We start from the raw sequence: 22,538 nt of genomic DNA, 5'->3' as shown, positions 1-22,538 counted from the left end.
ATGACCTCCGAAACCCTTTCTCCATCCCACTGGGCGCTGGGCCGCCTGAGCTGGGACGCCGTGCCCATGGCGCACGAGCCCATTGTGTTGTGGACCTTCATTGCCGTGGTCCTGGGCGGCCTCGTCGTCATGGCGGGTATCACCAAGTTCCGCCTGTGGGGCCCGCTGTGGCGCGACTGGATCTGCAGCATTGACCACAAGCGCATCGGCATCATGTACATGATCCTGGGCCTGGTGATGCTGCTGCGCGGCTTTGCCGACGCGGTGATGATGCGCCTGCAGCAGGCCATGGCCTTTGGCGACAACATGGGCTACCTGCCGCCGCACCACTACGACCAGATCTTCACCGCCCACGGCGTGATCATGATCTTCTTCGTGGCGATGCCGCTGGTCACCGGGCTGATGAACTACCTCGTGCCGCTGCAGATCGGCGCGCGCGACGTGTCCTTCCCGTTCCTGAACAACTTCAGCTTCTGGATGACCACGGCCGGCGCCGTGCTGGTGATGGTGTCGCTGTTCCTGGGCGAGTTCTCCACCTCTGGCTGGCTGGCGCTGTCCAACCTGGGGGCACAGAGCCCCAGCACCGGTCTGGACTACTACATCTGGGCGCTGCAGATTGCCGGGGTGGGTACCACGCTCTCGGGCATCAACCTGATCGTGACCATCATCAAGATGCGCGCGCCGGGCATGAGCCTGATGAAGATGCCCGTGTTCACCTGGACGGCCCTGTGCACCAACGCACTGATCGTGGCGTCCTTCCCCGTGCTGACGGCTGCGCTGGTGCTGATGTCGCTGGACCGCTACGTGGGCACCAACTTCTTCACCAACGAGCTGGGCGGCAACCCCATGCTCTACGTGAACCTGATCTGGATCTGGGGCCACCCTGAGGTCTACATCCTGGTGCTGCCGGCCTTCGGCGTGTTCTCCGAAGTGGTCGCCACGTTCAGCAAGAAGCGCCTGTTCGGCTACACCTCCATGGTGTACGCCACCGTGTGTATCACCATCCTGTCGTACCTGGTGTGGCTGCACCACTTCTTCACCATGGGCTCGGGCGCGAGCGTGAACACCTTCTTCGGTATCACGACGATGATCATCTCGATCCCCACGGGCGCGAAGATCTTCAACTGGCTGTTCACCATGTACAAGGGCCGCATCCGCTTCGAGCTGCCCATGATGTGGACCGTGGCCTTTATGGTGACGTTTGCCATCGGCGGTATGACGGGCGTGCTGCTGGCCGTGCCCCCGGCCGACTTCGTGCTGCACAACAGTCTGTTCCTGATCGCCCACTTCCACAACGTGATCATCGGCGGCGTGGTGTTTGCCATGTTTGCCGGCATCAACTACTGGTTCCCCAAGGCGTTTGGCTACAAGCTGGACCGCACCTGGGGCGTGCGCTCCTTCTGGCTGTGGCTGGTGGGCTTCTGGGTGGCGTTCACGCCGCTGTATGTGCTGGGCCTGATGGGTGTCACCCGCCGTGCCAACCACTTCGAAGACCAGTCGCTGCAGATCTGGTTCGTGATCGCTGCCATCGGCGCGGCCATGATTGCCGCCGGCATTGGGTGCTTCCTGATCCAGCTGGTGGTCAGCTTCCTCAAGCGCGAACAGCTGCGCGACTGGACGGGCGACCCCTGGGACGGCCGCACGCTGGAATGGGCCACCTCGTCGCCCCCGCCCAACTACAACTTCGCCTTCACCCCTGTGGTGCACGAGATCGATGCCTGGTGGGACATGAAGAAGCACGGGTACAAGCGTCCTCTGGCGGGCTTCCAGCCCATCCACATGCCGGCCAACACCGGCGCTGGCGTGGTGATCTCGGGGCTGTCGCTGGTGTTCGGCTTTGCGCTGATCTGGCACATGTGGCTGCTGGCGGCCGTCTCGTTTGCGGCTGTCGTTCTGGCCGCCATCATCCACACGTTCAACTACAAGCGTGACTTCTACATCCCGGCATCCGAAGTGATCTCCACTGAAGAAGCCCGCACACTCCAACTGGCCCGCCATGTCTGATATCCGCATCCACGCTGGCGCCGCAGCAGGCGCCCTGGCCCCGCGCGAGTACCACCTCGCGCACGAGCCCCATCCTGAAAACGGCACGGCCCTGGGTTTCTGGCTGTACTTGATGAGCGACTGCCTCATCTTTGCAGCGCTGTTCGCTACCTACGGCGTGCTGGGCCGCAGCTATGCCGCAGGCCCCACCGGCGCGCAGCTGTTCGACCTGACCCTGGTGGCCATCAACACCGCGTTTCTGCTGCTGTCGTCCATCACCTTCGGGTTTGCCATGCTGCGCAAGCAGCTGGGCGATGTGAAGGGCACACTGCTGTGGCTGGCCATCACGGGCGTGTTTGGCCTGTGCTTCCTGGGCCTGGAACTGTATGAGTTCTCGCACCTGCTGCACGAGGGCGCAGGCCCACAGCGCAGCGCCTTCCTGTCGGCGTTCTTCACGCTGGTGGGCACCCACGGCCTGCACGTCACCTTCGGCCTGATCTGGCTGGTGGTGCTGATGGTCCAGATCGGCAAGCACGGCCTGATCCCCGAGAACAATCGCCGCCTGATGTGCCTGTCCATGTTCTGGCACTTCCTGGACGTGGTCTGGATCGGCGTTTTCACCTTTGTGTACCTGATGGGGGTGCTGTAAATGAGCGCACAACACGCAACACACGCCAACGGTGCGCACGATGCGCATGGGCATGACGATCACCACCACGACGCAGGCCCCCACAGCACCTTTTCGGGCTACATGACGGGGTTTGTGCTGTCCGTCATCCTCACGGCCATTCCCTTCTGGCTGGTGATGGCCAAGGTGATTGCGGACCGCAACACCGCCGTGCTGGTGCTGGGCGGCTTTGCCGTGATCCAGATCCTGGTGCACATGGTGTTCTTCCTGCACATGAACGGCAAGATCGAAGGCGGCTGGACGCTGCTGTCCACCATTTTCACGGTGGTGTTCGTGGCCATCGCCATTGCGGGCACCTTGTGGGTGATGTTCCATATGAATGCCAACATGATGCCGGAGCATCCCACGCCCACACCGCCTACACACGAGGCGCCCGGACACTCCACGCCCTGATGGACACAGCCCCCACCACCATGGCACTGCCGCGCCGGGGCTTGCGCCGCGCAGTCCTGCTGGTGCTGGGCATGGCCTTGTTCCTGGGCTTTGTGTCGCTGGGCACCTGGCAGGTCCAACGCCGCACCTGGAAGCTGGACCTCATCGAAAGGGTGGACCAACGGGTACACGCCGCACCGGTCGCCCTGCCCCCCGTGGCGCAATGGCCGGGCATCAGTGCCGCACGGCACGAGTACCTGCCAGTGGTCTTTCAGGGCCACTGGCTGCCCGGCAAGACGGTGCTGACCCAGGCCGTCACCGAGCTGGGCGCGGGGTTCTGGGTGATGACGGCCCTGCAACAAGACGACGGCACCCAGGTGCTGGTGAACCGTGGCTTTGTGCCCCAGGAGCAACGCGCCCAATGGCTGGAGGCCCCGCCCCCCGCCGATGGCCCGGCCACCGTCCAGGGGCTGTTGCGCATGACCGAGCCCGGTGGCGGCTTTCTACGCACCAACGATCCGGCACAGCAGCGCTGGTACTCGCGTGATGTGGCCGCCATCAGCGGCGCGCTGGGTCTGACCCGGGCGGCTCCGTTTTTTGTGGATGCCGGGCTACCCGGTACCACAGCGGCTTCTTCAGCCGCCTCTGGCTGGCCCCGTGCTGGCCTGACCGTCATCCGGTTTCACAACAGCCACCTGGTGTACGCCCTGACCTGGTATGGTCTTGCGCTCATGGTTGTCGTTGCCGGCTGGTATGTGGCACGCTATGAGCGCCGCATGGGCGCACGGGCTGCCAGCCGCCTCCCGACCCACGATGAACACCCACCCACCACGCCCTGACCCTGCGCTGGCCACTGCGCCGCGCAACGCACGTTCCGCTGATGCTGCCGCCGGCATCAAGAACCTGCAGCAACTGATTGAGCTCCGTTGGATTGCAGTGGTGGGCCAGGTGTTCACCATCGAGATGGCGCACTACAGCCTGGGCTTAAAGCTGCCGCTGCAGGAGATGCTGCTCGTCGTCGGCTGCCTGGCAGTCTTCAACGTGGTGAGCCTGCTGCGCCTGCGCACGGGCCGCGCGGTGCGCAATGTGGAGCTGTTTCTGGCGCTGCTGATTGACGTGGCAGTGCTCACGGTGCAGCTGTACCTGAGTGGCGGCACCAGCAACCCGTTTGTTTTTCTGTACCTGCTGCAGATCACGCTGGGCGCCGTGCTGCTGCGCGGTGCCTACATCTGGTCCATCGTGATCATCACCGTCCTGTGCTTTGCGGCGCTGGCAGACTACCACCTGCCGCTGGCCCTCCCGCAGGACCTGCACCAGGGCCTGTCAAGCCTGTATGTGCTCGGGCTGCTGGTGTGCTTTGTGCTCAACGCCACGCTGGTGATGGTGTTCATCACCCGCATCCACCGCAACCTGCGCGAGCGCGATGCCCGCCTAGCGGCCGCACGCCGGCGCCGCGTGGAAGAAGAGCACATCGTGCGCATGGGCCTGCTGGCGTCGGGGGCCGCACACGAGCTGGGCACACCCCTGTCCACCCTGGCGGTGATCCTGGGCGACTGGCAGCACGACAAGCGGCTGACCAGCAATGCCGCACTCAAGGAAGACATTGCCGAGATGCAGTCGCAGGTGCAGCGCTGCAAGAGCATCGTGAGCGGCATCCTGCTGTCGGCGGGTGAAACGCGCGGCGAGGCGTCGGTGCAGACCACCGTGCGCAAGTTTGTGGATGCGCTGGCAGAGGAATGGCGCAGCACCCGCACGATCCCCCAGTTTGACTACGACAACGACTTCGGCACCGACACGCCCATGGTGTCGGACACCACCCTCAAGCAAATGGTTTTCAATGTGCTGGACAATGCACGCGACGCCTCGCCAGGCTGGGTGAGATTGGCGGTTACGCGCAATGCAGATGCCTTGTGCATGACCGTGACCGATGCCGGCCCTGGCTTTGCGCCCGACATGCTGTCCAAGCTGGGCACGCCGTACCAGTCCTCCAAGAACCGCCCTGGCGGAGGGTTGGGGCTGTATCTGGTGCTTAATGTCGCCCGCACCCTGGGTGGCAGCGTGGAGGCGCGCAACCGGCCCGAAGGTGGCGCACAGGTGACCATCGAATTGCCCCTGGCCTCGATTGCGCTGCCCCAGAAGGTATGAATGAACGAAAGAACCCACCGTGGACACTGAAGAAGCGCAACGACAGCTGCTGATCGTCGAAGACGACGAAGCCTTTGCGCGCACGCTGGCCCGTTCGTTTGAACGGCGCGGCTACAGCGTGCTGCAGGCAGCCAGCCTGGCCGACGTGGAGGTGTTGCTGGAGCAGTACCAGCCCGGCTATGCGGTGGTGGACCTGAAGCTCAAGGGTGAGGCCTCCGGTCTCGCCTGTGTGCAGACGTTGCACGCTGCGGACGAAGAGATGCTGATCGTGGTGCTCACGGGTTTTGCGAGCATTGCCACCGCTGTGGAAGCCGTGAAGCTGGGCGCCTGCCACTATCTCGCCAAGCCCTCCAACACCGACGACATCGAAGCGGCATTTGGCCTCAGGGAAGGCAATGCCGAGGTGGAGCTGACCAACCGCTCCAGTTCCATCAAGACGCTCGAATGGGAACGCATCAACGAGGTGCTGGCAGAGACAGGTTTCAACCTGTCGGAGGCCGCGCGGCGCCTGGGCATGCACCGCCGCACCCTCACGCGCAAGCTCGAAAAGAAGCAGGTGCGCTAGCGCCAGCGGCCTTGGAGCCGCCCTCTCCTGCGTCGGTACTCAGCCATCCCGGGGGGCACAGTCTGTGCGGCCATCACGCGCCCCCGCAGGCATCTGAACCGCTCTCAGGCGGCCTCAGGCCCTGCCTTGAGCATCTGCTGCTCGAAAGCGCGCAAGCGCTTGTAGATCGAGATCTGCTCCACCACTGTGCTCCAGTTCAGCACCAGAAACTGGAACGACTCCAGCACCTTGTCAAAGGCCCGGGCAATCTGCTGCATCACTCCCAGGGTGATCACCCCCGCGATCAGCGTGGGGCCCAACGCCACCAGGGGCACCAGCACACTCACCTGCAGGTAGGACCACTTCACCACATCGAAGTACAGGTAATGGAAAAACAGCCGGAAGTAGTTGCGGCGCACGCCTGCGAACAGCTCGGCCGCCGTAGGCGGAGAAGCCCGGTTCGGGTCGTCCTCGCCCAGTACCAGTTCCTTGCGGTACGCCGCCTCCACCCGCTGGTTGTGAAACTCCAGCCCTGGCAGCTTCACGCCCACGCAGGCCAGCAGCAACGTGCCCCCCAAGGACCAGGCCAGAGCGACCCAGACCAGGGAATGCGGAACGGCACCGATGAGGGGCAGCGCAGTGACTTTGTCGGACAGCGTCCAGAGCACCGGCAAAAAGGCGCCTAACGTCATGAGGCTGCGCATGAAGCTCAGGCCCAGGTCCTCCATGGTGCGGGCGAAACGCATGGTGTCCTCCTGCACACGCTGTGCCGCGCCCTCGATGTGCCGCAGGCGTGGCCAGGCCGCCATGTAGTGCTCATTCATCGCCTGGCGCCAGCGGAAGATGTAGTGTTTGCTGAAAAAATCCACCAGCACCGCCGTCGTCACATAGATCATGGCGATACGTGCAAAGGTCGAAAGCTGCCCCCAGAACTGCTCTGCGGTAATGCTGCCGGGCTTGCCCAGAGCCTCTTGGATCAGGTCGTAAAAGCTGCCGAACCAGTCGTTGATCTGCACGTCCAGCTGCACACGGTAAGCGGTGGCCAGAAGAATGACGACAGAACCGAGGAGTGACCAGGCCCACCAGCGGCGGGCGAAAAAGAAGGACTTGAACATCGTGGTGCCGTGTTGGAATGGTTCTGCGAATTCAGAGTGCCGCACGCAATGATCGTTCCGCGGCAAACAATGCCGCCGGCCATCCGCCTAAAGTGCAGACACCGGCCAATCAGCCTTCGCACCGAGCGCAGACCCGGCGCCAGCCTCTGGCGAGCGCGGCCGGGCCCTTTGCTCCAGCCATTCCTGAGCCGCCTGCTGCCCACCCCAGCGAGCCCAATCCAACGCGCTCTTTCCGTGCGGGTCTTTCTGCGAAAGATCCACCCCCTGCTCATCCAGCCAACTCAGCACGGCCACCTGCCCTTTGGCCGCAGCCAGCATGGCGGGGGTCTCGCCCCGGCTGGCGGGGGCGGGTTCGGTCAGCGATTGCCCTTGCTCTTTGAGCCAATCCAGGCACGGCACACAGCCGCTTTGCGCGGCCATGTGCACGGGCCCCCAGTCCCAGCGGTTGCGGGCTTGCAGGCTGGCACCAGCCTGTACCAGGCGTTGCGCCACCACCAGATGGCCGCCATAAAAAGCCCGCAGCAGGGCCGTGTCACCACGCTCACTGTCTTTGGCCGTCTGCCGCAAATCGGGCTGGGCCCCAGCCTGTAACAGCGCCTCCACATGCGCCAGCTGCCCCCGGTGGGCGGCCAGCATCAGCACGGAGGAGCCGGAGTCCGCCAGCAGGTTGGGGTTGGCGCCATCGCGCAGGGCCTGCGCCAATGCGCTGGCATCGCCCGCATTCTGGGCGTCCATGAGGCGGGCATCTGCAGGTGCCCAAATGCGCGATGAGGCCACGGCCGCAGGGGCTTGCAGCACCGCGCTGCGACCTGCCCACCACACCGCACGCCCGCCATGTGCCCACCAAACGAGCAAGCCAAAAGCCAAAAGCCATGCCCAGCAACCCCAGGCTGCACGTGAATGGGCCGCCACCTGGGGCCGCTGCGCCCCTGGCGTGAAGCGCCCTCGCCGATCCAGCCACGCACGTGCCACCGCCTGGCCCACGGCCTGCGCGGCAGCCGTGCCGCTCAGCCCTGGCGTCAGCATTTGCGAATGCCCTGACACATCCTTGCCCAGCACCGCGTGGTAGGCCTGCCCCCCCGCCGTGTACTGCAGCTTGTGCACCAGCGACTGGCTGGATTCGCCTGGCAACGTTGCCATGTGAGACCAAACCCACGAGCCGCGACGCACGACCAGGCCATCGTCTTGCACCCGCAGCGTCCACCGCCGGGTGGCCGCATGCAAGGCCCAGGCGGGCAGCACCAACAAAGCCAACCAACCCCAAAAGCCGCTCGGCAGCACCAGGGCGCCCGGCTGGATGCGGTCGTTCACCCACCACTCCAGCGCCAGCAAAGCCAATGCCACCGCCGCGGACCAGCGCCAAGCGGTCTGCTTGAACGCGAGGGACCAGGCGTCTGGTGTCTCGGTCAAACGCACGCCAGGGGGAATAAAGCCTGGGGATTCAGCGGACTTACCTATGCCCGGAGAATCCAACGGCGGAGAGGCGGCATCGCGCCCTAAGCCGGGTGGCTCGATGGGGACTTCCTGCACCCACTGTGCCCGCCGATCAAAGCGGTCTGGCACCGAAGCAGCCTCCGCCCAGGACGGGGTGGAGGCCTCGACCGCCAAGTCATACGCCAGCTCCAGCGCACCATCAGCACGCACCAGTTCCAGCCGCCAGTCCACCCGCTCGCCACCGCGCCGCGCACTGTGGGTGGGGGCGTCATCAGGCAGGTCAAAACGCGCTACCAGTCGCATGCCGCCCTCGCCCGTCGGCTGGCGCCGAGCCGTGGCCTGCAGCACCTCCACCTGGCGCTCGGGCGAGCCAGAGCTGGATTCGTCCACACGGTATTGCGCCACTTGCAGGCGCATGTTTTCAGCCCCAGCTTGCTGCACAGCCCGCGCAGGCAGCACCAGCGTGATTTCGACAGAACGCCCCGCCGTGGGCCGCGATGGCAGGGCCGTCATACCAACCCCGTGGTAGCGCCAGGCCTTGCGGCTGTTCTGCCAAGCAGCAGCGACCAAGCCCACGCCGATCACCACAAAGACGCCCATGAAGCCCTTGGCCCACCAGGGCCCTTTGCCGTCCGACCAGAACAAGGCGGCCATGGGGAAAGCGATGCCACACCAGAACACCGCGAAGAACCACAACGCCCCCTGCCCCTTGGCCAGAGAATGCGTTGGCTCCAGGTCTGGCACATCGTCCTGGGGGCGCCTCAAGATGCGCAGAAACAACCATGCAGCAGTCACCCCGACGCCGGTGAACACCAGGGCAAACGGCAGCCGAAAAATCTGCAGCCGCCAGCGGATGCTGCGGTCCAGCAGAGCCTGGGCCGGGGCCTCGGGGTTGACCCAGGCGGTGATGGATTCGCCCCGCTCCTGCGCTTGGCGCAGGGTGCGGTGCCATTGCGCCTGCCAGTCGCCCACGTTGTCGGCACTGGAATTCGGGTCCAGCCCCACGCGCTGCGCTTCGTACGTTTGGCCCGCCACGGTGTAGCGGTACCGGGCCAGCACCTGGTAGGTGGTGCCGCCCTCGCTGCCCGCGTGCTGCTTCAGTTGCACATCCAGCACCTGGGCCGGTACAGGCTGCCATGAGCGCACCGTCCAGGCTGCCTGAGCCGTTTCAGCCAAGGGGCGCAAACCTGCCCAATACCCGCCGGCACCGAACACCATCGCAAAGATGGCGCAGAAAACCAGCAAAACCCCTCGTCCCATTGTGTTGCCCATGGCTCCCTCCTTTTGTTGTTGTTATGGATGTCTTGTTATGGGCTCCAGCATAGTGACGAATGGATGACGTTTGTGTGACAACCAAGATGGGCCAAAAAAAGCGGCCCCTGAGGGCCGCTTCTGTTACGCAAAGAACGCGAGGATCAGGCGGTGACGCCCTTGGCGGTTTCTGCGTACTCTTCGATCTGGTCGAAGTTCAGGTACTTGTAGATCGACGCGCCATCCTTGTTCACGATGCCCATGGCTTCGTGGTATTCGGCCACCGTGGGGATCTTGCCCAGCTTGGACGCAATGGCGGCCAACTCGGCGGAGGCCAGGAACACGTTGGTGTTCTTACCCAGGCGGTTGGGGAAGTTGCGGGTGGAGGTGGACACCACCGTAGCGCCTTCGCGCACCTGTGCCTGGTTGCCCATGCACAGCGAGCAGCCGGGCATTTCAGTGCGAGCACCGGCGGCCCCAAAGTTGGCGTAGTGGCCTTCCTTGATCAGCTCGCTTTCGTCCATCTTGGTGGGCGGTGCCACCCACAGCTTGACGGGGATGTCGCGGCTACCGCCCAGCAGCTTGGCGGCTGCGCGGAAGTGGCCGATATTGGTCATGCAAGAGCCGATGAAGGCTTCATCGATCTTGGTGCCAGCCACTTCCGACAGGGTCTTGGCGTCGTCCGGATCGTTGGGGCAGCACAGGATGGGTTCCTTGATGTCGGCCAGATCGATCTCGATGACGGCGGCGTATTCCGCATCCTTGTCGGCTTCGAGCAGGTTGGGGTTGGCCAGCCAGGCTTCGACCTTCTCGATGCGGCGCTGCAGCGTGCGGGCGTCTGCATAGCCATCGGCGATCATGTTCTTCATCAGCACCACGTTGCTGGTCAGGTATTCCTTGACCGGCTCGGGGTTGAGCTTGATGGTGCAACCAGCGGCAGAGCGTTCTGCAGAGGCGTCGGACAATTCAAACGCTTGTTCAACCTTCAGATTGGGCAGGCCTTCAATTTCCAGAATGCGGCCCGAGAAGATGTTCTTCTTGCCCGCCTTGGCCACCGTCAGCAGACCCGCCTTGATCGCGTACAGCGGAATCGCATGCACCAGGTCGCGCAGCGTCACGCCCGGCTGCATTTCGCCCTTGAAACGCACCAGCACCGACTCGGGCATGTCCAAAGGCATCACGCCCGTAGCAGCGCCGAAAGCCACCAGGCCAGAGCCTGCGGGGAACGAAATACCGATGGGGAAACGCGTGTGCGAGTCGCCGCCTGTACCCACGGTGTCAGGCAGCAGCAGGCGGTTGAGCCAGCTGTGGATCACGCCGTCGCCAGGACGCAGAGCCACGCCACCACGGTTGCTGATGAACGCAGGCAGTTCGCGGTGGGTCTTCACGTCCACGGGCTTGGGGTAGGCCGCCGTGTGGCAGAACGACTGCATGACCAGATCGGCCGAGAAGCCCAGGCAGGCCAGGTCTTTCAGCTCGTCGCGGGTCATCGGACCGGTGGTGTCTTGCGAGCCCACGGTCGTCATCTTGGGTTCGCAGTAGGTACCGGGGCGCACGCCCTGGCCTTCTGGCAGACCCACGGCGCGGCCAACCATCTTCTGAGCGAGGGTGAAGCCAGCCTTCGAAGCGGCAGGTGCCTGGGGCAGGCGGAACAGCGTGGAGGCTGGCAGGCCCAGGAACTCGCGCGCCTTGGCCGTCAGCGAACGGCCGATGATGAGGTTGATACGGCCGCCCGCACGCACTTCGTCAAACAACACATCGCTCTTGAGCTTGAACTCGGCCACGGTGGCGCCGTTCTTCACGATCTTGCCGTCGTAGGGCAGGATGTCGACCACGTCGCCCATTTCGAGCTTGGACACATCGACTTCGATCGGCAGCGAGCCCGAGTCTTCTTGCGTGTTGAAGAAGATGGGAGCAATCTTGCCGCCCAGGGTCACACCGCCAAAACGCTTGTTCGGCACGAACGGGATGTCCTGGCCGGTGGCCCAGATCACGCTGTTGGTGGCCGACTTGCGGCTGGAGCCGGTGCCCACCACGTCGCCCACGTAGGCCACGAGGTTGCCCTTCTTCTTGAGGTCTTCGATGAACTGCATCGGACCGCGCTTGCCGTCTTCCTCGGGCTTGAACGCCGCATCGGGGCGGGTGTTCTTCAGCATGGCGAGGTAGTGCAGCGGAATGTCGGGGCGGCTCCAGGCATCAGGCGCCGGCGACAGGTCGTCGGTGTTGGTCTCGCCAGGCACCTTGAACACGGTGACGGTGATCTTCTTTTCGACTTCAGGACGGGTGGTGAACCACTCGGCATCGGCCCAGCTCTTGATGACTTCCTGCGCCTTGGCGTTGCCGGCCTTGGCCTTGGCGGCGACGTCATTGAAGAAGTCGAACATCAACAGGGTCTTCTTCAGGCCTTCTGCGGCCACGCCAGCCACTTCGGCATCGTCGAGCAATTCGATCAGCGGGTGCACGTTGTAGCCGCCCACCATGGTGCCCAGCAGTTCCGTGGCCTTGGCCTTGGAGATCAGGCCCACCTTGATGTCGCCATGCGCCACGGCCGCCAGGAAGCTGGCCTTGACCTTGGCAGCGTCGTCCACACCCGGTGGCACGCGATGGGTCAGCAGATCCAGCAGGAAGGCCTCTTCACCGGCGGGTGGGTTCTTAATCAGTTCGATCAGTTCAGCCACCTGCTTTGCATCCAGGGGCAGGGGCGGGATACCCAGTGCAGCGCGTTCGGCAGCATGGTCTCGGTAGGCTTTCAACATTGTTTTCTCCAGTTGCGTTCTAAAGTGGGGCGTAGGGTGTGTCGGCGGGCTCGACACACACCGGTCGTTGAGAGGTGCGCGCGATCTTTTTATTTGGCAGCGGGCAGCGGGTCCAGCACGCTCACGGGTGGGTTCTTCTTGATGGCTTCAGCCACTACGACCTGCTCGGGACTCATGCACTCGTCAGCCAAGCGCTGACCCGCGCGCTGGTTCATCAGCATGGACTTGTTGGCGATCTGCAGCCACACGGCGCCGCCCTTGGCGTCCTCCAGGCGCACCGTGCCTGTGGTCGTGGCCACCGGCGACATGTAGTACTTGAAACCCTTGCCTTCCACGTGGAAGTGGCCGGGGGTTGCGGGGTCTGCGGTCACCGTGACAAAAGCGCCCAGTTCGCAGGGCATGCGCCCCACATGGACGCGCTCGGCAATCGCCAGTTCGGCGGGCGACAGGGCTGCTTCGGCAGCAATGATGCCGGCCGCCACCTGGTTGGTGGCGCTCTTCAGCTGGGTGCGGCTGCTGGTGGGTTCGGCCTTGGCATGGCTCTTGGCAGGAGCCTTGGCCGCGGTCTTGCCCTCTGCAGGCTTGGCAGCCGTCTTGGCGGCTGGCTTGGCTGCTGGTTTGGCGGCAGCCTTGGTGTCGGACTTGGCCGCTGGCTGGGCTGTTGTTTGCGCCAGGGCGAAGGCCGGGGCCAGCAGCATGAGGGCGGAGGCAATGACGAATTTCATAGGATGTCCTGCGTGGAAATGTCCAGGGGTGTTCACGATGGAACGAAAGCGGATGCGTCAAACCATTGACGCACCGCCAAGGGTAGCGCGCGCCCGGTACGGTGGGCGCGCTCCAGAATCTGCCAATAAAAGCGGTAGCTGGCCCGGTCGTGCAATACCCCCTCCACACTGATGGGGGCCCAGTCAGCCAACGCTGCCGCCGCAATAATCCGGGACGCGCTGTCGATATCGTCCTGCTGGGGGGCAAAGGCCTGCAGGATGGTGCGGATCTGCGCTGGATGGATGCTCCACATCCGTGTGTAGCCCAGCTCGCGCGATGCGCGGCCTGCAGCACCTTGCAGGGCCGCCATGTCCGAAAACTCGGTGACCACACAATGGGACGGCACCTTGCCATGCGCGTGGCAGGCCGAGGCGATTTCGAGCTTGGCTCGCACCACCAGCGGGTGCGTGAACTGCCCGGCAGAGGTCATGGCTTGCGCGGGAATGGCGCCGCCATGGGCCGACACAAAATCCATGAGCCCGAAACTCAGGCTCTGCACGCGGGGGTGGGCCGCGATGTCAAACGCACGCTGCACGGCGGCGGGAGACTCGATCAACACGTGCAAAGGCACATGGGCCGCCGACGCGCGCTCCAGCGCACGTTCAGCCAGCAGAACATCGTCTACCGACTCGACCTTGGGAATCATGATATGGCACAGCCTGTGCCCCGCCTCGCCTGCAATGGTGGCGACGTCGTTGGCAAATGCAGGGTGGTCCACTGCGTGAACGCGGGCAGCAACCCGTGCGCCCGGGGCTGCATTCAGTGCCAGGCTTGCCACCAACGCTGCATGCGCGGACTCCAGCCCGACAGGGGCCCCGTCTTCGCAATCGAGGGTGACATCAAAGACGCAGGTGCCAAACTCCTGCGCCATCTCGGCCTGCAATTGCAGGCTCTTGCGCATGCGCGCTTCGACGCCGCTGTAGTGGTCGCAAACCGGCAGAAAACCGGTTTGCGCCTGGGCGCCGAGCAACACATCACGCGGATGGACAGACGCAGCGCCCTGCCCCGGTGCGGGGGCTTGGGCGGCCCGAAGGCCCGATGCCACAGGCGTCGGCTGCATTGCGTCGTTCAACAGCTTGTTTACAGCAGATGCTTGACGCCGTCTTGCTCGCCTTGCAGTTCGGCCAGCGTGATGTTGATGCGCTCTTGCGAGAACGCATCGATGTCCAAACCTTCGACGATCTTGTACTCGCCGTTTTCGCAAGTCACAGGGAAGCCAAACATCACGTCCTTGGGAATGCCATATTCGCCATTGGATGGAACACCCATGGTGACCCACTTGCCGTTGGTGCCCAGGGCCCAGTCGCGCATGTGGTCGATGGCGGCGTTGGCTGCAGACGCTGCCGACGACAGGCCACGGGCTTCGATGATGGCTGCGCCACGCTTGCCCACTGTTGGCAGGAACGTGTTGGCGTTCCACTCCTGGTCGTTGATCATCTTGGCCACGCTTTCGCCCTTGATGGTGGCAAAGCGGTAGTCGGCGTACATCGTGGGCGAGTGGTTGCCCCACACGGTCAGCTTCTCGATGTCAGCCACGGCCTTGCCGGTCTTGGCAGCGATCTGGCTGGCAGCACGGTTGTGGTCCAGGCGCAGCATGGCGGTGAAGTTCTTGCGTGGCAAGTCGGGGGCCGACTTCATGGCGATGTAGGCGTTGGTGTTGGCGGGGTTGCCCACCACCAGCACCTTCACGTCACGCGATGCCACTGCGTTCAGGGCCTTGCCCTGCGCTGTAAAGATGGCGCCGTTGACGGCCAGCAGCTCGGCACGCTCCATGCCAGGACCACGGGGGCGCGAACCGACCAGCAGTGCGTAGTCAGCGTCCTTGAAGGCGGTCATGGGGTCGCTGTGGGCGGTCATTTCGACGAGCAGCGGGAAGGCGCAGTCGTCCAGTTCCATCATCACGCCCTTGAGCGCTTTTTGAGGACCTTCGACAGGCACTTCGAGCAATTGCAGGATGACCGGCTGGTCCTTGCCCAGCATTTCGCCGGAGGCGATACGGAACAGCAGGGCGTAACCGATTTGACCGGCGGCGCCGGTGACAGCGACGCGAACGGGCTTCTTGCTCATGGTGAAAACTCCAGGAAGTGAGGAAAACAGGTGTGAGTGCAACGCAAGCACCAGCGCCTGTCACCAGTAGCCCGTGCCCCGCAAAACAGCATTGGAGTTTACCCCCGATTGGACACCTCGGTCAATTTGTCTTATGTCTTATATAAGATATGATTGCAACCTGTTTGTCGTCCGATTGTCATGGGGCAACCGCACTGCCGCACCACAGCACACGCACAACCTACACACCCACACCATGTCATCGCTTCCGTTCGCAGCCGACAACCCCACCGCTCCGCAAGGCGCTGCGGGCGTCGCCACGCCAGCGTTCAGCCCGCTGTACCAGCAGATCAAGGGGCTGATCCTGCAGAGCCTGCAACAGGGTGAATGGAAGCCTGGCGAGGCCATCCCGAGCGAAATGGAACTAGCCTCGCGCTTTCGCGTCAGCCAGGGCACGGTTCGCAAGGCCATTGACGAACTGGCCGCCGAAAACCTGGTCATGCGCCGGCAAGGCAAAGGCACTTTTGTGGCCACCCACGCCGAGCAGCATGTGCAGTACCGCTTTCTGAAGCTGCTACCCGACACCGGAGATGCCCGCGTGGAGGGTCCTGCGCAGCGCCGCGTGATCGATTGCCGCCGCGTGCGCGCCAACGCCGACGTGGCCCGTGCTCTGGCCTTGCGCAGTGGCGATGCCGTGATGCAGGCCCGGCGCATCCTTTCGTTTGCGGGAGTGCCCACCATTCTGGAAGACATCTGGCTGCCCGGCCAGGCATTCAAGGGCCTTACCGCCGAACAGCTGGCTAATTACCAAGGGCCGACTTACGCCATGTTTGAACTCGACTTTGGCGTGCGCATGGTGCGGGCCGAAGAAAAAATCCGCGCCGTGCTGCCCGACGAAGAACAAGCCCAGCTGCTGCAAATCACACCCGTCACGCCGCTGCTGAGCGTCGAGCGCATCGCTTACACCTACAACGATGTTCCCATGGAGTTACGCCGGGGCCTGTATCGCACCGATACCCACCACTACCGTAATGAATTGAGCTGACAGCAGGCTGGCACCCGAGCATTAACGTCGAAAATTTCAAGCCCGGCTAAACCCTTGTGTTGCGTTGCAATAGAATTTTGCGTTCTTTGCATCTTCAAATTACAAAGCAGTTACATCCACGAAAGCACCAGAAATGACAGAACTAGCCAAAAAACGGCCTGAATTCCGCAACATCAATGCCTTCAAGGACTTGACGACCTACCGCATGACGCCTGCCGCGTGGGTTTCGATCTTGCACCGCGCCAGCGGACTGATCATGTTCCTGCTGCTGCCTTTCATCATCTGGATGTTCGACACCTCCGTGTCTTCCGAAATCTCGTTCGCCAAATTCTCGGCAGCCTTCAACATCGGCATCGGCTTTGTGCCCGGCTGGTTCATCAAGCTGGTCGCTCTGGCGCTGATCTGGGCCTACCTGCACCACTTCACGGCCGGCCTGCGCCACCTATGGATGGACGTGAGCCACAGCGCCGTGAACAAGCAATTTGGCAAGAGCTCTGCCCTGACCGTTCTGGTCATCAGCATCGGGCTGGCCCTGGTGCTGGGCGCCAAGCTGTTCGGTCTGTACTGATCAACCCACAAAAACGGCGGTCGCTGTAAGTCAGCGCCTGTTGAAGAACGAGAGGAAATTTCCATGTCCGTCAATTACGGTTCCAAGCGCGTCGTCGTCGGCGCCCACTATGGTCTGCGCGACTGGCTCAGCCAGCGCGTCACGGCAGTCCTGATGGCGCTGTTCACCCTGGCCCTGCTGGCCCAGGTCATCTTTTCCAAAGGCCCCATCGGCTACGACAAATGGGCGGGCATCTTCTCGGCCCAATGGATGAAGGTACTGACCTTCTCCGTGATCGTCGCGATCGCCTGGCATGCGTGGGTCGGCCTGCGCGAAGTCCTGATGGACTACATCAAGCCCGTGGGCCTGCGCCTGGCACTGCAAGTGTTCAGCATCGTCTGGCTGGTCAGCTGCGCCGGCTGGGGCATCCAGGTTCTGTGGCGTCTCTGATTCCCGCGATTGAAGGTACACAATGAGCTACACACAAGCCAACATCACCAAGCGCAAGTTTGACGTCATCATCATCGGGGCCGGCGGCTCCGGCATGCGGGCATCCCTGCAACTGGCCCGCGCGGGCCTGAACGTTGCGGTTCTCTCCAAGGTCTTCCCCACCCGTTCGCACACCGTGGCGGCCCAGGGCGGCATCGGCGCGTCGCTGGGCAACATGTCCGAGGACAACTGGCACTACCACTTCTACGACACCATCAAGGGTTCCGACTGGCTCGGCGACCAGGATGCCATCGAGTTCATGTGCCGCGAAGCCCCCAAGGTCGTGTACGACCTAGAACACATGGGCATGCCGTTTGACCGAAACACCGACGGCACGATCTACCAGCGCCCCTTCGGTGGTCACACCGCCAACTACGGCGAAAAGCCCGTGCAACGCGCTTGCGCTGCGGCCGACCGCACCGGCCACGCCATGCTGCACACGCTGTACCAGCAAAACGTCAAGGCCCGCACCAATTTCTTCGTGGAGTGGATGGCCCTGGACCTGATCCGCGACGCCGACGGTGACGTGGTGGGCGTGACGGCGCTGGAAATGGAAACCGGCGACCTGCACATTCTTGAAGCCAAGACCACTCTGCTGGCCACCGGTGGCGCAGGCCGTATCTTTGCAGCCTCGACCAACGCCTTCATCAACACCGGTGACGGCTTGGGCATGGCCGCGCGCGCCGGCATTCCGCTGGAAGACATGGAGTTCTGGCAGTTCCACCCCACCGGCGTGGCCGGCGCGGGGGTGCTGCTGACCGAAGGCTGCCGCGGCGAAGGCGCCATCTTGCTCAACAGCAATGGCGAGCGCTTCATGGAGCGCTATGCGCCCACCCTGAAGGACCTGGCACCGCGCGACTTTGTGTCCCGCTCGATGGACCAGGAAATCAAGGAAGGCCGTGGCTGCGGTCCCAACAAGGACTACGTGCTGCTCAAGCTCGACCACCTGGGCGCAGACACCATCCACAAGCGCCTGCCTTCGGTGTACGAAATCGGCGTCAACTTCGCCAACGTGGACATCACCAAGGAACCGATTCCTGTGGTGCCCACCATCCACTACCAGATGGGTGGCATCCCCACCAACATCAACGGCCAGGTCGTGGTGCAGCAAGGCGGCAACGACAACCTGGTGGTCAACGGCCTGTACGCAGTGGGCGAATGCTCCTGCGTATCGGTGCACGGCGCCAACCGTCTGGGCACCAACTCGCTGCTGGACCTGCTGGTCTTCGGCCGCGCAGCTGGCAACCACATCGTCGAGTTCAACGACAAGAACAAGAACCACAAGCCCCTGCCCAAGGACGCGGCCGACCGCACCCTGGAGCGCCTCAACCGCCTGCAAGGCGCGAGCAGCGGCGAATACGCCCAGGACGTGGCCAACGACATCCGCGCCAGCATGCAGCTGCACGCCGGCGTGTTCCGCACGCAAGCGAGCATGGACGAAGGCGTCAAGAAGATTGCCGAGCTGCGCAACCGCGTGAACAGCGTGGGCCTGAAGGACCACTCCAAGGTGTTCAACACCGCCCGCATCGAAGCGCTGGAAGTCGAGAACCTGATCGAAGCTGCGCAAGCCACCATGGTGTCTGCAGCTGCCCGCAAGGAATGCCGTGGCGCCCACACGGTGAGCGACTACGAGCGCCCCGCAGACGACCCAGTGGCACCGCTGGGCCGCGACGATGCCAACTGGATGAAGCACACCCTGTGGCACAGCGAGAGCAACAGCCTGACCTACAAGCCCGTCAAACTCAAACCCCTGACCGTGGACTCAGTTCCGCCCAAGGTTCGCACGTTCTAAACGGATACAGGAGCACCCCACCATGGCAAAACGCACCTTCCAAATCTACCGCTACGATCCTGACAAGGACGCCAAGCCCTACATGCAGACCGTCGAAGTCGAACTCGACGGCAGCGAACGCATGCTGCTGGACGCCCTGATGAAGCTCAAGGCGCAAGACCCCACGCTGTCGTTCCGCCGCTCCTGCCGCGAAGGTGTTTGTGGCTCGGACGCCATGAACATCAACGGCAAGAACGGCCTGGCCTGCCTGACCAACATGAACACGCTGCCCGGCACCGTGGTCCTGAAGCCCCTGCCCGGCCTGCCCGTCATCCGCGATCTGATCGTGGACATGACGCAGTTCTTCAAGCAGTACAACTCCATCAAGCCCTACCTCGTCAACGACAACGTGCCGCCCGAAACCGAGCGCCTGCAGTCGCCTGAAGAGCGCGAAGAGCTGAACGGCCTGTACGAGTGCATTCTGTGCGCCAGCTGCTCGACCAGCTGCCCCAGCTTCTGGTGGAACCCCGACAAGTTCGTGGGTCCTGCGGGTCTGCTGCAGGCCTACCGCTTCATCGCCGACAGCCGCGACGAAGCCACCACGGAGCGCCTGGACAACCTGGAAGACCCGTACCGCCTGTTCCGCTGCCACACCATCATGAACTGCGTGGACGTGTGCCCCAAGGGCCTGAACCCCACCCGGGCCATCGGCAAGATCAAGGAACTGATGGTGCGCCGCGCCATCTGAGCGCGGCCCGTTCATCGTCCTACACACCGGTCCATGCAAACGCTATCCACCCCCTCCATCGCGCCAGAGGCGGCTTCGCCGCTGCTGGACGAACGCGAGCTGAGCAAGCTGCACTGGCGCTGCCGGCGCGGCTTGCTGGAGAACGACTTGTTCATCGAGAAGTTCTTCCACCGCTTCGAATCGACGCTGACGCAGCGCCATGCGCAAGGCCTCAACGCGTTGATGGATCTGGCGGACAACGACCTGCTGGACCTGCTGCTGCGGCGGCGAGAGCCCTCGGGCGACCAAGACACACAAGAAGCGCGTGAAGTGCTCGGCATGCTGAGACAAAGCGGTGGCGCCACGGCAGTGCATGCCTGACACCCGGCCCTCGCACCAAGACCGGATTCGTATCGGCAACCTACCCAAGGAAAGTAACAATGAAGCTAGCTGACAACAAAGCCACCCTGTCGTTCAGTAACGGCAGCCCCAGCGTGGACCTGCCGGTCTATCAGGGCAGCATCGGCCCGGACGTCATCGACATCCGCAAGCTGTATGCGCAGACGGGCATGTTCACCTACGACCCGGGCTTCCTGTCCACAGCAGCCACCCAGTCGGCCATCACCTACATCGATGGAGACAAGGGCGAGTTGCTGTACCGCGGCTACCCCATTGAGCAGCTGGCCGAAAACTGCGACTTCCTGGAAACCTGCCACCTGCTGCTGTACGGCGATCTGCCCAACGCAGCCCAGAAGGCCGACTTCACCAGCCGCGTGACCAACCACACCATGGTCAACGAGCAGATGCAGTTCTTCCTGCGTGGCTTCCGCCGCGACGCGCACCCCATGGCTGTGCTGACCGGTCTGGTGGGCGCTCTGTCGGCTTTCTACCACGACAGCACGGACATCAACAATCCGCAGCACCGCGAGATCGCCGCGATCCGCCTGATCGCCAAGATGCCTACCCTGGTCGCCATGGCCTACAAGTACGGCATGGGCCAGCCCTACATGTACCCGCAGAACCACCTGAGCTATGCAGGCAACTTCCTGCGCATGATGTTCGGTACGCCCTGCGAAGAGTACAAGGTCAACCCCGTGCTGGAACGCGCGCTGGACCGCATCTTCATCCTACACGCTGACCACGAGCAGAACGCCTCGACCTCCACCGTGCGCCTGTGCGGTTCGTCGGGCACGAACCCGTTCGCTGCCATCGCCGCTGGCGTGGCCTGCCTGTGGGGCCCTGCCCACGGCGGCGCCAACGAAGCAGCCCTCAACATGCTGTACGACATCCAGGCCCAAGGCGGCGTGGAAAAGATCGGCGACTTCATCAAGCAGGTCAAGGACAAGAACTCCGGCGTCAAACTCATGGGCTTTGGCCACCGCGTGTACAAGAACTACGACCCCCGCGCCAAGCTCATGCAAGAGACTTGCAATGAAGTGCTGGCCGAGCTGGGCCTGGAAAACGACCCGCTGTTCAAGCTGGCCAAGGAGCTGGAAAAGATCGCCCTGGAAGACGACTACTTCGTGCAGCGCAAGCTCTACCCGAACGTGGACTTCTACTCCGGCATCGTGCAGCGTGCCATCGGCATCCCGGTGAACCTGTTCACCGGCATCTTCAGCCTGGCCCGCACCGTGGGCTGGATCGCCCAGCTGAACGAAATGATCGGTGACCCCGAGTACAAGATCGGCCGCCCCCGCCAGCTGTTCACCGGCTCCGTGCGCCGCGACGTGCCTCCCCTGGCCAGCCGCTGATCGGTGCGGCGCACTGCGCCGTACGCTCCCAACCAAAAAGCCCGCAGGCAATGCCTGCGGGCTTTTTTGTTGCCTCACGCATGCGCTTCAGCGACCGCCGCGGAGTGGTGGGCATGATCCCGAACCTGCGCCCGAGCGTAGCGCCCAGGTGGCATGCCCACGTGGCGGGTGAACGCCACGCCAAAGGTGTTGACCGAGCTGTAGCCCGTGCGCTCGGCAATCTCTGCCATGCCGCAATCGTCGCGCCGAAGCAGGTCTTTCGCCAACGCCATGCGCCAGGTCAGCAGGTATTCCATGGGCGCCACACCCAGCACGCGGCTGAAGCGCTCAAAGAAGGCGGAGCGTGACAACGCCGCCTCCCTGGCCAGCTGCGCAACCGTCCAGGGCTGCGCAGGGCTGGCGTGCATGCTGCGCAATGCCGCCGCCAGCCGCTCGTCCGCCAGCCCGCGCGCAAGGCCCGCCGAGGCCACCGTCCCGGCCGTCGAGCGCAGCGCCTCCACCAACAGCACTTCGAGCAGGCGGGCGAGCACCACATCGCGGGCGGGGCGGTTTGCCCGGCATTCCTCGGCCACCAGCTGCACAAGGGTTTCCAAGCGGCTGTCTCCGCGCACGTGCACCAGCTGGGGCAGCAGCGTCACCAGCAGGTCCGCGTCGGGTGCGCCAAACACGCAGTAGCCGACCAGGTACCGCACCTCCGGCGCTGCCGTGGTACTGCCCAGGCGGAATTCGCCGCCCGGCAAGACCACCGGCACCGCCTCTGGCTGGTCCTGCCCTGGGGGCGGCAGGCTGGACATGGAAAAGCCTTGGGTGGAAGGGATGAGGACGAAATCCCCCGCTTGCAGCGCCACGGGCTCATGCCCTTGCGCTTCCAGCTGGCATGCACCGTCAAGGATGGCGCAGTAGAACGTACGCCCGGGCTCGCTGCGGCGCACACGCCATAGCCCTGCCGCGGTGACGACCTTGGAGAAAGGCGCGCCCGGCTGCAGCAGGGCCACCACATCGGCAAAGGGGTCGGACATCTGGACTTTCAGAACATATTTGACGACTTTGCAGTGTATCAAGTCCTGCCTCGCCGGCCTATCGTTGGGGCACCTCAACCACTGATTGGA

At 63.6% G+C, this 22,538-nt stretch carries 20 protein-coding genes; 13 read left to right on the top strand and 7 right to left on the bottom strand.

Going from position 1 to position 22,538, the window contains the following annotated elements:
- Genes cyoB through ACODSM_RS08795 form a run of 6 tightly spaced genes read left to right on the top strand, consistent with a single transcriptional unit; the run spans position 1 to position 5,753 of the window.
- Positions 1-2,004: a cytochrome o ubiquinol oxidase subunit I gene (cyoB, locus tag ACODSM_RS08820; RefSeq protein WP_291446878.1), complete on the top strand. Its 2,004-nt coding sequence runs from the start codon at positions 1-3 to the stop codon at positions 2,002-2,004.
- Positions 1,997-2,632, top strand: coding sequence for a cytochrome o ubiquinol oxidase subunit III (gene cyoC, locus ACODSM_RS08815; protein WP_422847326.1), 636 nt, complete (start codon positions 1,997-1,999; stop codon positions 2,630-2,632). Before cyoB ends, cyoC begins: the two co-directional genes overlap by 8 nt.
- A complete protein-coding gene (cyoD, locus tag ACODSM_RS08810) occupies positions 2,633-3,064 on the top strand; it encodes a cytochrome o ubiquinol oxidase subunit IV (RefSeq protein ID WP_295943103.1) in 432 nt (143 codons plus the stop codon).
- The gene (locus tag ACODSM_RS08805; protein ID WP_488804998.1) at positions 3,064-3,882 is read left to right on the top strand and encodes an SURF1 family protein; all 819 of its coding nucleotides are present in this window, start codon (positions 3,064-3,066) and stop codon (positions 3,880-3,882) included. The genes cyoD and ACODSM_RS08805 overlap by 1 nt, the downstream gene beginning before the upstream one ends.
- Positions 3,857-5,188, top strand: coding sequence for an ATP-binding protein (locus ACODSM_RS08800; RefSeq protein WP_488804997.1), 1,332 nt, complete (start codon positions 3,857-3,859; stop codon positions 5,186-5,188). The genes ACODSM_RS08805 and ACODSM_RS08800 overlap by 26 nt, the downstream gene beginning before the upstream one ends.
- Before the next feature lie 19 nt (positions 5,189-5,207).
- Entirely contained in the window at positions 5,208-5,753 is a 546-nt protein-coding gene (locus ACODSM_RS08795) for a response regulator transcription factor (RefSeq protein ID WP_060984687.1), read from the top strand.
- A gap of 104 nt (positions 5,754-5,857) precedes the next feature.
- Here ACODSM_RS08795 and sbmA read toward each other — a convergent pair whose 3' ends face one another.
- From sbmA to ACODSM_RS08765, 6 genes are all read right to left on the bottom strand, one after another.
- Positions 5,858-6,847: a peptide antibiotic transporter SbmA gene (gene sbmA, locus ACODSM_RS08790; protein WP_209819890.1), complete on the bottom strand. Its 990-nt coding sequence runs from the start codon at positions 6,845-6,847 to the stop codon at positions 5,858-5,860.
- Between the two features lie 87 nt (positions 6,848-6,934).
- On the bottom strand, positions 6,935-9,553 hold the full coding sequence (locus ACODSM_RS08785; protein ID WP_488804996.1) for an ankyrin repeat domain-containing protein: 2,619 nt from the start codon (positions 9,551-9,553) through the stop codon (positions 6,935-6,937).
- A gap of 143 nt (positions 9,554-9,696) precedes the next feature.
- Positions 9,697-12,288 carry a bifunctional aconitate hydratase 2/2-methylisocitrate dehydratase gene (gene acnB / locus ACODSM_RS08780; protein WP_060984690.1) on the bottom strand — a complete coding sequence of 864 codons (2,592 nt, stop codon included), beginning with the start codon at positions 12,286-12,288 and terminating at the stop codon, positions 9,697-9,699.
- A gap of 89 nt (positions 12,289-12,377) precedes the next feature.
- Positions 12,378-13,013, bottom strand: coding sequence for a hypothetical protein (locus ACODSM_RS08775; RefSeq protein WP_015015050.1), 636 nt, complete (start codon positions 13,011-13,013; stop codon positions 12,378-12,380).
- Between the two features lie 32 nt (positions 13,014-13,045).
- On the bottom strand, positions 13,046-14,113 hold the full coding sequence (locus ACODSM_RS08770; RefSeq protein WP_291446857.1) for an HpcH/HpaI aldolase/citrate lyase family protein: 1,068 nt from the start codon (positions 14,111-14,113) through the stop codon (positions 13,046-13,048).
- A 20-nt stretch (positions 14,114-14,133) separates the two neighbouring features.
- Positions 14,134-15,120, bottom strand: a complete 987-nt coding sequence (locus ACODSM_RS08765; RefSeq protein ID WP_015015052.1) for a malate dehydrogenase — start codon at positions 15,118-15,120, stop codon at positions 14,134-14,136.
- A gap of 235 nt (positions 15,121-15,355) precedes the next feature.
- On the opposite strand from ACODSM_RS08765, the gene ACODSM_RS08760 reads away from it, so the two are divergent.
- From ACODSM_RS08760 to ACODSM_RS08730, 7 genes are all read left to right on the top strand, one after another.
- Positions 15,356-16,144, top strand: coding sequence for a GntR family transcriptional regulator (locus ACODSM_RS08760; RefSeq protein WP_488804995.1), 789 nt, complete (start codon positions 15,356-15,358; stop codon positions 16,142-16,144).
- Between the two features lie 133 nt (positions 16,145-16,277).
- Entirely contained in the window at positions 16,278-16,712 is a 435-nt protein-coding gene (gene sdhC, locus ACODSM_RS08755; RefSeq protein WP_056064896.1) for a succinate dehydrogenase, cytochrome b556 subunit, read from the top strand.
- A gap of 63 nt (positions 16,713-16,775) precedes the next feature.
- The gene (gene sdhD, locus ACODSM_RS08750) at positions 16,776-17,141 is read left to right on the top strand and encodes a succinate dehydrogenase, hydrophobic membrane anchor protein (protein WP_015015055.1); all 366 of its coding nucleotides are present in this window, start codon (positions 16,776-16,778) and stop codon (positions 17,139-17,141) included.
- Between the two features lie 22 nt (positions 17,142-17,163).
- Complete coding sequence (gene sdhA / locus ACODSM_RS08745) at positions 17,164-18,972, top strand: succinate dehydrogenase flavoprotein subunit (RefSeq protein WP_015015056.1); 1,809 nt, start codon at positions 17,164-17,166, stop codon at positions 18,970-18,972.
- 22 nt (positions 18,973-18,994) lie between these two features.
- Positions 18,995-19,699, top strand: coding sequence for a succinate dehydrogenase iron-sulfur subunit (locus ACODSM_RS08740; RefSeq protein ID WP_015015057.1), 705 nt, complete (start codon positions 18,995-18,997; stop codon positions 19,697-19,699).
- Between the two features lie 33 nt (positions 19,700-19,732).
- Positions 19,733-20,059, top strand: coding sequence for an FAD assembly factor SdhE (locus tag ACODSM_RS08735; RefSeq protein WP_056747015.1), 327 nt, complete (start codon positions 19,733-19,735; stop codon positions 20,057-20,059).
- A gap of 59 nt (positions 20,060-20,118) precedes the next feature.
- A complete protein-coding gene (locus tag ACODSM_RS08730; RefSeq protein ID WP_015015059.1) occupies positions 20,119-21,429 on the top strand; it encodes a citrate synthase in 1,311 nt (436 codons plus the stop codon).
- A 74-nt stretch (positions 21,430-21,503) separates the two neighbouring features.
- Here ACODSM_RS08730 and ACODSM_RS08725 read toward each other — a convergent pair whose 3' ends face one another.
- On the bottom strand, positions 21,504-22,448 hold the full coding sequence (locus tag ACODSM_RS08725) for an AraC family transcriptional regulator (RefSeq protein WP_488804994.1): 945 nt from the start codon (positions 22,446-22,448) through the stop codon (positions 21,504-21,506).
- Between the last annotated feature and the right edge of the window lie 90 nt (positions 22,449-22,538).

Source organism: Acidovorax sp. FG42 (assembly GCF_057809195.1).
This window is presented reverse-complemented; position numbering and strand designations above follow the sequence as displayed.

Bases quoted from the DNA above. Each gene is read 5' to 3' on its own strand.
- ACODSM_RS08730 (WP_015015059.1), top strand. From the start codon at position 20,119: ATGAAGCTAGCTGACAACAAAGCCACCCTGTCGTTCAGTAACGGCAGC.
- sdhA (WP_015015056.1), top strand. From the start codon at position 17,164: ATGAGCTACACACAAGCCAACATCACCAAGCGCAAGTTTGACGTCATC.
- ACODSM_RS08775 (WP_015015050.1), bottom strand. From the start codon at position 13,013: ATGAAATTCGTCATTGCCTCCGCCCTCATGCTGCTGGCCCCGGCCTTC.
- ACODSM_RS08735 (WP_056747015.1), top strand. From the start codon at position 19,733: ATGCAAACGCTATCCACCCCCTCCATCGCGCCAGAGGCGGCTTCGCCG.
- cyoC (WP_422847326.1), top strand. From the start codon at position 1,997: ATGTCTGATATCCGCATCCACGCTGGCGCCGCAGCAGGCGCCCTGGCC.
- ACODSM_RS08765 (WP_015015052.1), bottom strand. From the start codon at position 15,120: ATGAGCAAGAAGCCCGTTCGCGTCGCTGTCACCGGCGCCGCCGGTCAA.
- sbmA (WP_209819890.1), bottom strand. From the start codon at position 6,847: ATGTTCAAGTCCTTCTTTTTCGCCCGCCGCTGGTGGGCCTGGTCACTC.
- cyoD (WP_295943103.1), top strand. From the start codon at position 2,633: ATGAGCGCACAACACGCAACACACGCCAACGGTGCGCACGATGCGCAT.
- ACODSM_RS08805 (WP_488804998.1), top strand. From the start codon at position 3,064: ATGGACACAGCCCCCACCACCATGGCACTGCCGCGCCGGGGCTTGCGC.
- ACODSM_RS08770 (WP_291446857.1), bottom strand. From the start codon at position 14,113: ATGCAGCCGACGCCTGTGGCATCGGGCCTTCGGGCCGCCCAAGCCCCC.
- ACODSM_RS08760 (WP_488804995.1), top strand. From the start codon at position 15,356: ATGTCATCGCTTCCGTTCGCAGCCGACAACCCCACCGCTCCGCAAGGC.
- ACODSM_RS08785 (WP_488804996.1), bottom strand. From the start codon at position 9,553: ATGGGCAACACAATGGGACGAGGGGTTTTGCTGGTTTTCTGCGCCATC.
- ACODSM_RS08725 (WP_488804994.1), bottom strand. From the start codon at position 22,448: ATGTCCGACCCCTTTGCCGATGTGGTGGCCCTGCTGCAGCCGGGCGCG.
- sdhD (WP_015015055.1), top strand. From the start codon at position 16,776: ATGTCCGTCAATTACGGTTCCAAGCGCGTCGTCGTCGGCGCCCACTAT.
- sdhC (WP_056064896.1), top strand. From the start codon at position 16,278: ATGACAGAACTAGCCAAAAAACGGCCTGAATTCCGCAACATCAATGCC.
- ACODSM_RS08740 (WP_015015057.1), top strand. From the start codon at position 18,995: ATGGCAAAACGCACCTTCCAAATCTACCGCTACGATCCTGACAAGGAC.
- acnB (WP_060984690.1), bottom strand. From the start codon at position 12,288: ATGTTGAAAGCCTACCGAGACCATGCTGCCGAACGCGCTGCACTGGGT.
- cyoB (WP_291446878.1), top strand. From the start codon at position 1: ATGACCTCCGAAACCCTTTCTCCATCCCACTGGGCGCTGGGCCGCCTG.
- ACODSM_RS08800 (WP_488804997.1), top strand. From the start codon at position 3,857: ATGAACACCCACCCACCACGCCCTGACCCTGCGCTGGCCACTGCGCCG.